The 12,888-nt window shown below is 73.7% G+C and carries 10 protein-coding genes; 8 read left to right on the forward strand and 2 right to left on the reverse strand.

Annotated elements, in window-relative coordinates; genetic code table 11:
• Positions 1–696 precede the first annotated feature (696 nt).
• Both ABZU43_RS22455 and ABZU43_RS22460 read left to right on the forward strand, forming a co-directional pair.
• Positions 697–1,740, forward strand: coding sequence for a hypothetical protein (locus tag ABZU43_RS22455; RefSeq protein WP_355008634.1), 1,044 nt, complete (start codon positions 697–699; stop codon positions 1,738–1,740).
• Complete coding sequence (locus ABZU43_RS22460) at positions 1,737–2,768, forward strand: HAD-IIA family hydrolase (RefSeq protein ID WP_355008436.1); 1,032 nt, start codon at positions 1,737–1,739, stop codon at positions 2,766–2,768. Before ABZU43_RS22455 ends, ABZU43_RS22460 begins: the two co-directional genes overlap by 4 nt.
• 12 nt (positions 2,769–2,780) lie before the next feature.
• Here the strand turns inward: ABZU43_RS22460 and ABZU43_RS22465 are convergent, their stop codons facing one another.
• A complete protein-coding gene (locus tag ABZU43_RS22465) occupies positions 2,781–3,119 on the reverse strand; it encodes an SCP2 sterol-binding domain-containing protein (RefSeq protein WP_355008437.1) in 339 nt (112 codons plus the stop codon).
• 111 nt (positions 3,120–3,230) lie between these two features.
• Between ABZU43_RS22465 and ABZU43_RS22470 the strand changes: the two genes are divergently transcribed.
• The 5 genes from ABZU43_RS22470 to ABZU43_RS22490 all read left to right on the forward strand — a co-directional run bounded on the left by ABZU43_RS22470 (position 3,231) and on the right by ABZU43_RS22490 (position 9,867).
• Positions 3,231–3,821 carry a hypothetical protein gene (locus ABZU43_RS22470; RefSeq protein WP_355008438.1) on the forward strand — a complete coding sequence of 197 codons (591 nt, stop codon included), beginning with the start codon at positions 3,231–3,233 and terminating at the stop codon, positions 3,819–3,821.
• Entirely contained in the window at positions 3,818–4,093 is a 276-nt protein-coding gene (locus ABZU43_RS22475) for a hypothetical protein (RefSeq protein ID WP_355008439.1), read from the forward strand. Before ABZU43_RS22470 ends, ABZU43_RS22475 begins: the two co-directional genes overlap by 4 nt.
• 38 nt (positions 4,094–4,131) lie before the next feature.
• On the forward strand, positions 4,132–4,995 hold the full coding sequence (locus tag ABZU43_RS22480; protein WP_355008440.1) for a TlyA family RNA methyltransferase: 864 nt from the start codon (positions 4,132–4,134) through the stop codon (positions 4,993–4,995).
• A 109-nt stretch (positions 4,996–5,104) separates the two neighbouring features.
• Positions 5,105–5,989: an NAD kinase gene (locus tag ABZU43_RS22485; RefSeq protein WP_355008441.1), complete on the forward strand. Its 885-nt coding sequence runs from the start codon at positions 5,105–5,107 to the stop codon at positions 5,987–5,989.
• 158 nt (positions 5,990–6,147) lie between these two features.
• Positions 6,148–9,867, forward strand: coding sequence for a S8 family serine peptidase (locus tag ABZU43_RS22490; RefSeq protein ID WP_355008442.1), 3,720 nt, complete (start codon positions 6,148–6,150; stop codon positions 9,865–9,867).
• 80 nt (positions 9,868–9,947) lie between these two features.
• On the opposite strand, the gene ABZU43_RS22495 is transcribed toward ABZU43_RS22490, so the two are convergent.
• Positions 9,948–10,967 (reverse strand): helix-turn-helix domain-containing protein, encoded by a 1,020-nt coding sequence (locus ABZU43_RS22495; RefSeq protein WP_355008443.1) that lies wholly within the window; start codon positions 10,965–10,967, stop codon positions 9,948–9,950.
• A gap of 89 nt (positions 10,968–11,056) precedes the next feature.
• Here ABZU43_RS22495 and recN point away from each other — a divergent pair, with 89 nt between their 5' ends.
• Positions 11,057–12,814, forward strand: a complete 1,758-nt coding sequence (gene recN / locus ABZU43_RS22500) for a DNA repair protein RecN (RefSeq protein ID WP_355008635.1) — start codon at positions 11,057–11,059, stop codon at positions 12,812–12,814.
• The last annotated feature ends 74 nt before the right edge of the window (positions 12,815–12,888 follow it).

Raw genomic sequence — 12,888 nt, forward strand, 5'->3', positions numbered from 1 at the left:
GGCGGCGACCGTGACGGCTCGCGTTCCAGTGCTCCCCGTGAGGGTGGCTTCCGGGGCGGCGACCGTGACGGCTCGCGTTCCAGTGCTCCCCGTGAGGGTGGCTTCCGGGGCGGCGACCGTGACGGCTCGCGTTCCAGTGCTCCCCGTGAAGGCGGTTTCCGCGGTGGTGACCGCGACGGTGGTTTCCGTGGTGGTGACCGCCGTGAGGGCGGTTACCAGGGCGGCGACCGCACTCGCTCCGGCCCGCCGCGCGAAGGTGGCTTCCGTGGCGGCGACCGCGACGGTGGTTTCCGTGGCGGCGACCGCCGTGAGGGCGGCTTCCGGGGCGGCGACCGGGACGGTTCGCGCTCGGACGCTCCCCGTGAGGGTGGCTTCCGTGGCGGCGACCGTCGCGAAGGTGGCTTCCGGGGCGGGGACCGTGATGGTTCGCGCTCAGGCGCCCCGCGTGAGGGTGGTTTCCGGGGCGGCGACCGCGAGGGCGGCTACCGGGGCGGCGAGCGTACCGGGGGTTTCCGGTCCGACGAGCGGCCGCGTCGCGAGGGGGAGTTCCGTCGCGATGACCGCGCGGGTGGCTCCGAGTCGTCCGAGGGCGGGCGTAGCTCGGCCCCGGCACTGCCGGACGACATTGTCGCGACCGACCTCGACAAGGACGTCCGCGCTGAGCTGCTCTCGCTGAACAAGCCGGTCGCCGAGACGGTGGCCCGGCACCTGGTCGCCACTGGGCAGCTGATCGACGAGAACCCGGCCGAGGCGTTGGCGCACGCGCTGGCCGCCCGGCGGCTCGCGTCGCGCATCTCCGCTGTCCGTGAGGCGGTCGGTCTGGCCGCGTACCGGGCGGGAGAGTGGCAGTCGGCGATCGCCGAGCTGCGCACGTACCACCGGATGAGCGGACTGCAGAGCCACCTGGCCGTGCTCGCGGACTGCGAGCGGGCTCTCGGCCGGCCGGAGCGGGCCATTGACCTGTTCCGTGGCGCGGACCGGGAGAAGCTGGACCAGGCCGTGGCGATCGAACTGCTGATCGTCGCCGCCGGCGCGCGTGGTGACCTCGGGCAGAAGGACGCCGCGGTCGCGATGCTCCAGGTTCCGGACCTCACCAACGAGGCCACCGTGCCGTGGACGGCCCGACTGCGGTACGCCTACGCCGACGCGCTGCTCGCTGTGGGTCGGCGCGAGGAGGCCCGCGAATGGTTCTCCCGCGCGGCCGACGTGGACACCGAGGGCGAGACCGACGCCGCCGAGCGGCTGCTCGAACTCGACGGCGTGGTCATCGAGGGTGACGAAGAGGACGAGGCCGCCGAGGAGATCGCCGCAGGCCCGGGCGCTCCCGGCGCGGTGCCGGCCCGACCCGACGCCGACCTGGCCGACGACACGAACGACGACGACGATGTCGACGACGACGACGACGATGTCGACGACGATGACGATGACGATGACGATGACGATGACGATGACGATGACGACGACGACGACGATGATGATGACGACGACGACGACGACGATGACGATGACGATGACGAGGACTTCGACGACGACGAGGACGACGCTGTCGGCCGCCCCGCTGACGACGAAGGCTTTGACGACGAGGACGAGGACCGTCACCCCACCGAGAGCGGCAACGCCGACGCGGCCACCACTGGCGACAGTGGCGTGACGGACCGTGACGCGGCGAACGGCGACGCGGCGAACGCCGACGGGACCGTGCCGGCCCGGGACGACGAGTCGGGGTCGACGCAGCGGTGAGCGCGGGCGTGGGGGAACGGCTGGTCGACGGGTACACCCTGGTCGTCTTCGACCTGGACGGCGTGATCTACCTGATCGACCGGCCGATCCCCGGCGCCGTCGACGCGGTGGCCCGGCTGCACGCCGAGGGACGGGCGGTGGCGTACGCCACCAACAACGCGTCGCGCCGGTCCAGCGAGGTCGCGGACCTGCTGACCGGGATGGGCGTGCCGGCCCGACCGGAGGAGGTCCTCACCTCCGCTGCCGCCTCGGCCGAGTTGCTGCGTGACCGGCTGCCCGCCGGCGCGTCGGTGCTGGTGGTCGGCGCGGAGGCGCTGCGCGCGGAGCTGCGCGCGGTCGGCCTGAACCCGGTCACCCAGGCCGACGAGAAGCCGGCGGCGGTGGTGCAGGGGTACGGCCCGCAGGTCGGTTGGGCCGAGCTGGCCGAAGCGTCGCTGGCGGTGCGGGCGGGTGCGATCTGGATCGCCACCAACACCGATCGGACCCTGCCCAGTGGGCGGGGACCGCTGCCCGGCAACGGGTCGCTGGTCGCCGTGCTGCGTACCGCACTGGAGCGAGACCCCGACGTGGTGGTCGGCAAGCCGGAGCCGGCGCTGTTCGAGACCGCTGCCCGGCGCAGTGGCGGTGGGCGGAGCCTGGTGGTGGGTGACCGGCTGGACACCGACATCGAGGGTGCCCGCCGGGCCGGGCTGGACAGCCTGCTCGTGCTCACGGGCGTGCACGGCGTACCGGAGCTGCTGGCCGCCGAGCCGCGGCGACGTCCCACGTACGTCGCGAAAGACCTGGCGGGGCTCTTCGACCCGGCTGCCGCCGTGCGGGTCCCGGGCCCGGCGGACGCTGGCGGCTGGTCGGTGACCGATCGGGACGGCACGCTGGAACTGGCCGGGGCCGGTCGGCCGCTGGACGCCCTCGCGGCGCTCTGCGCGGTGGCCTGGTCGGCGTCGGTGCCGGCGCTGCCGAAGATCCGTCCGGTGGGCTCGGACGCGGCCCACGCGGTGGAGAGTTTCGGTCTGACCGCGGCGGCGTGAGCCGGGCGGTCGTCAGAGCAGTTTGCGCAGCTTGAGCAGGTCGAACGGGTTGGCTTTGATCGACACCCGGCGGGAGGTCACCGCGCCGGTGACGTCCAGGTCGCCACGGACCAGGGCGAGCAGGTCGTCGCTGGACGTGCTCAGCGCGATCTTGGCCTTGGGGTCGTCGCCGTCGGTCAGCTCGACCAGTCGGCCGCCGGTGATCCGGCCGTGGAACGCGGTGTCCAGGTCGGTGATCCGGCAGGCCAGCGTCCGGTCCAGGTCGATCCGTTCGCGCACGGTCTCGGCGTTGCGATCCAACCGGGCGGCCAGCTCCTGCAACGCCTGCCGGCACTCGTCCACGCTGGCCACATCTCCCCCTCGGTGATCGCCACGCCGTCCTCGGCACCGTACCGCACGGGTCGGTCGGGGGTGCCCGGTAGCGTGACACCTGCACACCCCGCCCCGTGGAAGGACTCAGGCATGCAGGACGCGTGGCGCGCCTACCTCGAGCTGGCCATGGGCCTTACGGAGGCGCCCCGGAAGAAGGCCCAGGACGTGGCACGGCGCCTCGTCGGCTCCGGCGGCGCGACCGCCGCCCAACTCCAGGCCCTCGGCGAGGAACTGGTCACCACCGGCGCCGCCAACCGGGAGGCGCTGACCAAGCTGGTCCGCTTCGAGGTCGACCGGGCCCTCGGCGCGGTCGGTCTGGCCACCGCCGACGAGGTGGCCGAGCTGACCCGGCGGGTGCACGATCTGGAGCGGCAGCTGCGGGAGGCACGGTCCACCGAGCCGGCCGGAGCGCCGACCGCCGGCCCCACGCCGCAACCCGACCCGACCGTCGCCGCGAAACCCGGCACCGGTCTCGTGCCGTCCGACGCCTCGGCCGGCGCCCCGGTCTCCGCGCCGGTGGCGAAGAAGGCCGTCGCGAAGAAGGCGGTAGCCAAGAAGGCCATCGCCAAGAAGGCGCCGGCGACCGTCAGCCGGACGGCCGATGAGGACATCCCGACGCCGGCTGTGATGCCCGCCAAGAAGGCGGCGATTCGCAGGCAGCGGCCGGACGACGCCGAATGACCCGGCCCGGACCGCCGCCCGGCGGGTCGTTCCCGGCCCGGCCCGGTCCGCCGGCTGGCGGGTCGTTCCCGGCCCGCCCGGGCCCGCCGGTGGGTGCCCGCCCCGGACCGCCGCTGGATCTCGGGGACGACGAGGCACGGCATCCGGCGGTGGACGCCGCCGTGCGGGCCATCGCCAACGCGGCGACGCTCGCTCCCGCCGACCAGATCGCCCAGTACGAGGCGGCCTACGAGACGCTGCGGGAAACCCTCGCCACCATCGACCAGACCTGAGCGGGACGACCAGGCCTGAGCAGACCGGAGAACCACCCATGGCACGTCGTAACCGGCTGGACGCCGAACTCGTCCGCCGCGGTCTGGCCCGCTCCCGTGAGCAGGCCGCCGCGTTGGTGGAGGCCGGCCGGGTCCAGCTGCGGGGCGTGGTCGCCCGCAAGGCGGCCGCGATGGTCGACCCCGCCGACCCGCTCCTGGTCACCGGTGCGGACCCGGCTGAGGAGTACGTCTCCCGAGGCGGGCACAAGCTTGCCGGCGCGCTGGCCGCGTTCGCCCCCGGTGGGCTGCACGTGGCCGGGCGGCGTTGCCTGGACGCGGGAGCGTCGACCGGTGGGTTCACCGACGTGCTGCTGCGCGCCGACGCGGCCGAGGTGGTGGCCGTGGACGTCGGCTACGGGCAGCTCGCCTGGCCACTGCGTACGAACGAGCGGGTCCGCGTCCTGGAGCGCACGAATGTCCGTACCCTCGATGCGGACGCGATCGGCGGCCAGGTCGATCTCACGGTGGCCGACCTGTCGTTCATCTCGCTGCGACTGGTGCTGCCGGCGCTGGCCGGCTGCACCCGTGACGACGGTGACCTGGCACTGATGGTCAAGCCGCAGTTCGAGGTCGGCAAGGACCGGGTCGGTGCCGGCGGTGTGGTCCGCGATCCGGAGCTGCGCGCCGAAGCGGTGCTGGACGTGGCGGCGGCGGCCGCACGGCTCGGCCTCGGGCTGGCCGACGTGGCGGCCAGCCCGCTGCCCGGGCCCAGCGGCAACGTCGAGTTCTTCGTATGGTTGCGCCGGGGCGCACCAGCGGCCGACCCGGAGCGGGTGCGGGCCGTGGTGGCGGCCGGGCCGGACGGCTCGACGACGGCCGGCGCGGTGCCGGACGTGGCGGCGGCGGAGGAGGTCGCAGGGTGAACGCGCGCAGTGAGGGTGCCGCAGTGGGCCGGGCGGTGACACGCGGCCGGGCCGAGGTGTCGGCGCCGGTGACGCGACGCGGCCCGGTTCGGCGTGGGCGGGTGGCCCGATGAGCCGGACCGCGCTGCTGGTGACCCACACCGGTCGTCGGCGTAGCACGGAGCACGCCCGGTCGGTCGCCGCCGACCTGATCGACGCCGGTTTCGAGGTACGGGTGGTCGCCGACGAGGCCGAGGACCTCGACCTGCCGGGCGTGGTGCCGGTCGGCGGCCCGCAGGCCGCCGAGGGCGCCGAGATCGTCTTCGCGCTCGGTGGGGACGGCACCTTCCTGCGCGCCGCCGAGCTGGCCCGACCCGCGAAGGCGCCGCTGCTCGGCATCAACCTCGGCAAGGTGGGCTTCCTGGCGGAGGCGGAGATCGACGACCTGGACGTCGCGGTGCGCGACGTCGTGAGTCGCAACTACACGGTCGACGAGCGGCTGACCCTGGATGTCACGGCCGAGTTCGACGGTGGGCCGACCATCGAGTCCTGGGCGCTGAACGAGATCAGCATCGAGAAGGGCGAGCGGGCCCAGATGCTGGAGCTGCTCGTCGACGTGGACGGCCGGCCGCTGTCGCGGTACGGCTGCGACGGTGTCGTCTGCGCCACCCCCACCGGTTCCACCGCGTACGCGTTCTCCGGTGGTGGCCCGGTGGTCTGGCCGGAGGTGGAGGCGTTGCTGCTGGTGCCGATCAGCGCGCACGCGTTGTTCAGCCGCCCGCTGGTGACGGCTCCGACGTCCACCTTCGTGATCACGGTCGACCCGTTCACGACCCTCGCCGTGCTCTCCTGCGACGGGCGTCGGGTCTACGACCTGCCGCCCGGCGCGCGGGTGACGGTGCGTCGGGGTGCCCTGCCGGTGCGCATCGTGCGGCTGCGCCCCCGTCCGTTCACCGACCGGCTGGTGGCCAAGTTCGGTCTGCCAGTGCACGGTTGGCGTGGCAGCCGCCGGTGACGGTGGTGCACACGGTCGGTGGATGTCAGTTGTCCACCTGACGACATGTCGCCGCTGCGGCGGCCGGCGACTAGTGACCTGGCGACACGCTCCGACGCAGACTCCGATCGGCCCTCATCTACGGATGGCGGGCCTGGAGGAGTAGAGGAGCCCATCGCATGCACTGGTCCCCACGCTGGCTCGCCGTCGGCGCGGTCGGCGCGTTGGTGGTCGGCGTCGCCGCACCGGCGTCCGCCGACCCGCCCGCCCGGCCCACCGGCCCGACGTCGGGCACGCCCGCCCAGCACGCACCCGTCCGCATCACTCTGATCACCGGCGACCAGGTCGACCTGGTGCAGGCGGCACCCGGTCGGGTCGCCGCCACCGTCCACCCCGGCCCGGGGCGCGACCGGATCGCCTTCCAGACTGTCGAGGCCGACGGCGGGTTGCGGGTGCTGCCCAGCGACGTGATGCCGTACCTCTCCGCGGGGGTGCTCGACCCCGACCTGTTCGACGTGCAGGAGTTGGCGGCCGACGGGTACGGCGACGCCGCGCAGGGCGCGTTGCCGCTGATCGTCCGCTATCAGGAGCCGGCCGCCGGACGGGTCCGGCCGCTGGCCGGCGCGACCGACGCGCGTCCGCTGGAGAGCATCAACGGCGCGGCGCTGCGGGTCGGCAAGGATGACCTGGGTGGCTTGTGGACGTCGCTGCGCGGTGCGCCCGGGCAGCGGGTGACAGCCGGTTCGCCGGCCCGGCTCGGGGCCGGTGTCGCGCGGATCTGGCTGGACGGGAAGGTCCGCCCGACGCTGGAGCACAGCGTGCCGCAGATCGGCGCTCCGATCGCCTGGGCCGCCGGCCGCGACGGTGCCGGCGTGAAGGTGGCGGTGCTCGACACCGGCGTCGACGCCACCCACCCCGACCTGGCCGGTCGGGTCGCCGAGGCGCAGGACTTCTCCGGCAGTGGCAGCGCCCGCGACGGGCACGGCCACGGCACCCACGTGGCCGCCACCATCGCGGGCAGCGGGGCGGCGTCCGACGGGTTGCGCAAGGGCGTGGCCCCGGGTGCGCGGTTGCTGGTCGGCAAGGTGCTCGACGACGGTGGCTCCGGCTACAGCTCGTCGATCATCGCGGGCATGGAGTGGGCCGCCCACTCCGGCGCGAAGGTGGTCAGCATGAGCCTCGGTGGTGACCCGACCGACGGCACCGACCCGATGAGCCAGGCGGTGAACGACCTGACCGCTGAGACCGGCGCGCTGTTCGTGGTCGCCGCCGGCAACTCGGGTGCCGCGCGGACCGTCGGTGCGCCCGGCGCGGCCGCGGCGGCGCTGACCGTCGGCGCTGTGGACCGTGCCGACGAGCTGGCGGACTTCTCCAGCCGGGGTCCGCGCCTCGGCGACAACGGCCTGAAGCCTGAGATCACCGCGCCGGGCGTGGGCATCGTCGCCGCCCGGGCCGCCGGCACCGCCATGGGTACGCCGGTGGACGACGCGTACACGACCGCGTCCGGCACCTCGATGGCCACTCCGCACGTGGCCGGGGCGGCGGCGATCCTCGCCCAGGAACACCCCGACTGGTCCGCCGCGAAGCTCAAGGACGCGCTGGTCAGCACCACGAAGGCGAACCCGGCGTTGACCGTTTTCGAGCAGGGCGCCGGTCGGGTCGACGTGGCCCGCGCGCTCGGCCAGCGGGTGTACGGCTCCGGCACCGCTGACTTCGGCCGGCTCAGCACCGGTGGCGTGCCGGTCGAGCGGACCGTGACGTACACCAACGGTGGCACGGCCCCGCAGACCCTGCGGTTGGCCCTGGAGCTGCGCAACCTGGACACCCGTGCGGCCGAGACCGACGGGGTCACGGTCGGCGGCGTCGAGGTGACGGTGCCGGCCGGCGGCAGCGTCGCCGTGCCGTTGCGGGCGGACCCGGCGAAGCTGGACCGGGGTGTGCACAGCGGGTGGGTGGTGGCCACCGGCGCGGACGGCGTCGCGGTGCGCACCGCTGTCGCGCTCACCCTCAGCGGTCCGCTGCACACCGTGACCGTGCGGGCGCTGGACATGCAGGGTCAGCCGGGTCTCGCGTCGGTGCTCACCCTCTTCGGTGAGCAGCCCGAATCCGACTGGCTCGGGTGGGTCGGCGGCGAGGTGCAACTCCAGGTCGAGGAGGGCCCCTACCTGGTCCAAGCGTTGATCGAGCACGGTGCCCCGCTGGACGAGCAGATCACCCTGGTCACCGACCCGGAGCTGCTCGTCGACCGGGACCTCACAGTGGTCCTCGACCCGCGCAAGGGCACCCCGGTGCGGATCGAGACGCCGAAACCCTCTGAGCAGCGCTCGACGATCAGTTTCTACGAGCACCGGGTCTTCGGCAACGGCCGGCAGGTCGACCACGGTGTGATGACCTTCAGCACCATCCAGCAGGTCAACGTCACCCCGACCCGTGCGGTGCGCCAGGGCGAGTTCGAGTTCGCGTCGCGCTGGCAGTTGGTCGCGCCGATGGTGGACGCGACGATCAGCGGGGTGTCCGGTCCGTTGGACATCAACCTGATGGGCTACTCGCCGGCGACGGCCGAGCGGCGCAAGCTGCCGCTGGTCTGGGCCGGCACCGGTACCCCCGCCGAGCTGACCCGGGTACGTGGTGCCGCGGCGCTGCTCACCAGCACCCCGGACGCTTCGGAGGAGGAGCAGATCGCGGCGGCGGCTGCCGCTGGCGCGAAGGTGGCGCTGATCGTCCGCCCGGCCGACCAGAGCGCGTGGACGTCGTGGACCCCGTTGGGTGACCGGCTGCCGATCCCGTCGATGGCGGTGGCGTACGACGACGGGCAGAAGATCATCGCGGCGGTCCGGAAGCGTCCCACGACGCTGGACCTGACGTTGACGGTGGACAGTCCGTACCTGTACGACGTGTGGCAGGTCTCGAAGGGCCGGGTCCCGGAGCGGATCCTGCACAAGGTCACCGACCGCAACACCGCCGAGGTGACCAGCCACTACGGGAACGTCGGCGGGGACTGGGCCAGCGAGCAGCGGTTCGGGTGGCGTCCGTGGCAGGACACCGCGTGGAACGACAACCAGCGGCTGGTCCGTACCGGCACCACCCGACGGGAGTTCGTCAGCTCCGGCGACAACTGGTGGCAGCAACGGGTGCTGCACAAGGTCATGTTCATGCAGTGGGGGCAGCTGACGGGTGGTCTGACCCAGCAGCCGCGGCGTTACGCCGCCGACGACCGGGTGACCGAGACCTGGCACGCGCCGGTGCTCCGCCCGGCCGTGCCGGCCCGCGGTGCGCCGGTGCCCACCCGCACCGGTGACAACCTGGAGTTGCGGGTGCCCGAGTTCGTCGACGCCGAGGGGCACTACAGCGTGGCCGGCGAGAGTGAGGAGTCGGACACCGTCACGGCCCAGGTCAGCCGCAACGGGCAGCAGATCGCGGACCTCTCCGAGGGTTGGGCGTCGGTGCCCACGACCGCCGGGGCCGCCCGGTACCGCCTGGACGTGACCACCCAGCGGTCCTCGGTCGAGTGGCGTTACGGCACGCGGACCGACACGGCCTGGGAGTTCACCTCGGCCCGACCGGCGGGTGACGCCGCCGCGCCGTTGTCGCTGCTCCAGGTGGACTACCGGGTGCCGGCCGACCTGCGCGGCACGGTCCGCGGCAACCGGCCGCACCAGCTCGGGCTGACCCTGCGGCAGCCGACCGGGGCGCCGAGGCCGACCGGTGCCAGCGTCCGGGTGCAGGTCTCCTTCGACGGGGGCGTCACCTGGCGCAACGCGCCGACCACGGGGTCGGGCACCCGGTACACCGCTACCGTGCCGGCGGGGCGCGGAACGGTGTCGCTGCGGGTGCGTGCCGCCGACCGGGCCGGGAACACCGTCGACCAGACGGTGCTCCAGGCGTACGGGCTGCGGTGATCGGGCGGGGCGGGGCGGCCTGGCCGTCCCGCCCCGCCGGTCGAGGGTCCGCCGTCGGTCGACGGCGGACCCTTTTCGCGTCAGAGCCAGCCGCGTCGGGCCACCTGGAACGCCAACCCGGGCCGGGTGTCCACGCCGGCGGCGGCCATCAGGTCGGCGATGCGCCGTTGCACTGTCCGCCGGCTCACCCCGAGCTGGGAGGCGATGGACTTGTCCGGTACGCCCGCCACGAACAGCGACAGCAGCCGGGCCTCGTCGGCGTCGGGTTGGTAACCGTCGCCCGGCTGGTCCGCGGGCTCCGGCCGTCGAGGCTCGGGGGCCGCGACGGCGAGGGGGTCGTCGAGGCGCAGCCGGGTGGCGACCCGCCAGTGGCTCTCGAAGAGGGCGAGCAGCGCGTCGAGCAGTTGACTGCGACCGATCACGGCGGCGCTCGGTTCGCCGCCGTCGCGGTCGGGCACCAACGGGCAGATGGCGGTGCGGGCGTCCACGATGGCCAGTCGGACCGGCAGCCGGTCCAGGACGCGGGCCTGCTCCCCGGCGGCGACCCCCTTGGCCAGGTCGGCCAACGCGCCCGGTTCCAGCAGCAGGTCACGCTCGTAGATGGCCCGGTAGCTCACCCCACGGGCCAGCGCGTCGAACTCCTCGACGTTCTCCGGGCCGGCCATGGCGAGGGGATTGGCCCGGCAGAACCAGAGCACCTCGGTACGCGCCGAGTTCTGCAGGTCACGCAGACGGTCCCGAAGGACCCGGGCGCCGGTGATCACCTCGACCAGATGGTCGACGTGGTGTCGGCGCAGCCCGGAGCGGTACTCCTCGGCCAGTTGGGTGACCAGTCGGCGGGCCGACTCCAGATCCTCCTGACGCCGCAGCAGCGTCGCGCCGAGGGCGACGTCCGGGGCGGTCGGTCGCAGCGGGGCGTCCGGGTCGGTGTCGCTGCGCTGCACGAGGCCCTTGCCGCGCAGTGCCTCGACCTGGGCGGCGACCTGCTCCCGGGGTCGGTGCAAACGATGGGCCAACTCGTCGATGCGGGCCGTGGTGAGCTGGAGCAGGCAGCGGTAGAGCTCCTCCTCAGCCGAGGTCAGGCCGATCACGTCCAACACGGGGCAGAACTGTACGTCGGCCGGGTACGGGCCCGACCCGGGCCCGTCGGCTGGTCAACTGTCGTGCCTCGCGTCTACTGTCGGTGGCTGTGCTGGAAGAGCTGCGCATCACCGGACTGGGCGTCATCGAGGACACCACGCTGCCGTTGACCGGCGGCATGAACGTCATCACCGGCGAGACCGGTGCGGGCAAGACCATGGTGGTCACCGGCCTCGGCCTGCTCTTCGGAGGTCGGGCCGACGCCGGGCGGGTCCGCGCCCAACCCGGTCGTGCGGTGGTGGAGGGGCGGCTGCGGCTGCACGGGCGGGTCGCCGACGCCGTGCACGCGCGGATCGTCGAGGCCGGCGGCGACCCGGACGAGGACGGCTCGGTGCTGCTGAGCCGCACGGTGACGGTGGAGGGGCGCTCGCGCGCCCACGTCGGTGGCCGGAGCATGCCGGTGTCGATGCTCGGTGAGGTCGGCGAGCAGGCGGTCGCCGTGCACGGCCAGTCCGACCAGTTGCGGTTGCTACGCCCGGCCGAGCAGCGGGCCGCACTGGACCGGTTCGCCGGCCCGGCGCACGAGAAGCTGCTCGACGCGCTGCGCGAGGCGTACACGGGGTGGCGTCGGGTGGTCGACGACCTGGCCGACCGTCGGCGCAACGCCCGCGAGCGCAACCAGGAGGCCGACCTGCTGCGGCTGGGCCTCGACGAGATCACCCGGGTCGACCCACAGCCGGGTGAGGACGACGAGCTGAAGACCGAGGCGCAGCGGCTGGAGCACGCCGAGGGTCTGCGGACGGCCGCGCAGATCGCCCAGCAGTGTGTGGCCGGTGGCGCGGAGGTGGCCGAGGAGGCCCCGGACGCGGCGGCGTTGCTCGGCACCGCCCGGCGGACCCTGGAGGCGCAGTCCGGCACCGATCCGGCGCTCGGTGAGCTGGCGGCCCGCCTGGAGGAGGCGGCCACCCTGGTCACCGACGTGTCCGCTGAGCTGTCGGCGTACCTGGCGACGCTGGACGCGGACCCGGCCCGGTTGCAGCACGTCTATGAGCGGCGGGCGGCGCTGCGCGCGTTGACCCGCAAGTACGCCGACGACGTCGACGGGGTGATCGCCTGGGCCGATCGGGCGCGCACCCGACTGTCCGATCTGGACATGTCCGACGACGTGCTCGACGAGTTGGAGCGGGAGGGCCAGCGGCTCGCCGTGGAGGTGGCCGATCTCGCCGGGCGGGTGTCCACCTCCCGGCAGGAGGCGGCGGTCCGCTTCGCCGACCAGGTCACCGTCGAGCTGGCCGGGCTGGCCATGCCGCACGCGCGGATCGAGGTGGCGGTGCTGCCGCGTCCGGCCGGGCGTGCCGAGCCGACGCTTGCGGTCAACGGCGTCGAGGTGGGTGTCACGCCGGACGGCGGTGACGAGGTGGAGCTGCGGTTGCTGGCCCACCCTGGGGCGCCGTCGTTGCCGTTGCAGCGCGGGGCCTCCGGGGGTGAGTTGTCCCGGGTGATGCTCGCCATCGAGGTCGTGTTCGCCGGCTCCGGTGGCCCGCCCACGTTGGTCTTTGACGAGGTCGACGCGGGGGTCGGCGGGCAGGCGGCGGTGGAGATCGGCCGTCGTTTGGCGCGGTTGGCCCGTAGCCACCAGGTGCTGGTGGTCACGCACCTGCCGCAGGTGGCCGCGTTCGCTGACCGGCACCTGGTGGTGGCGAAGGACACCGGCGGCGCGGTGACGACCAGCGGGGTGCGCGTGGTGGAGGACACCGAGCGGGCGCGGGAGTTGGCGCGCATGCTGGCGGGTTTGCCCGATTCGGATCTGGGTATCGCCCATGCCGAGGAGCTTCTGGCAGTGGCCGCCAAGGAAAGGCGGTTGTGACGCCGCGTATTGTGAGCGCAAGCACACCGGCTTGTGCCGGTGTGTGCTTCCCTGGGTAGGCGGCCCTGCTCAGG

This window comes from Micromonospora sp. NPDC005205 (assembly GCF_040608275.1).
Lineage (GTDB): Bacteria > Actinomycetota > Actinomycetes > Mycobacteriales > Micromonosporaceae > Micromonospora.

What these genes read in the sequence shown, in the direction of transcription:
- ABZU43_RS22485 (WP_355008441.1), top strand. Translation starts at nt 5,105, where the DNA reads ATGAGCCGGACCGCGCTGCTGGTGACCCACACCGGTCGTCGGCGTAGC.
- ABZU43_RS22475 (WP_355008439.1), top strand. Translation starts at nt 3,818, where the DNA reads ATGACCCGGCCCGGACCGCCGCCCGGCGGGTCGTTCCCGGCCCGGCCC.
- ABZU43_RS22490 (WP_355008442.1), top strand. Translation starts at nt 6,148, where the DNA reads ATGCACTGGTCCCCACGCTGGCTCGCCGTCGGCGCGGTCGGCGCGTTG.
- ABZU43_RS22480 (WP_355008440.1), top strand. Translation starts at nt 4,132, where the DNA reads ATGGCACGTCGTAACCGGCTGGACGCCGAACTCGTCCGCCGCGGTCTG.
- ABZU43_RS22470 (WP_355008438.1), top strand. Translation starts at nt 3,231, where the DNA reads ATGCAGGACGCGTGGCGCGCCTACCTCGAGCTGGCCATGGGCCTTACG.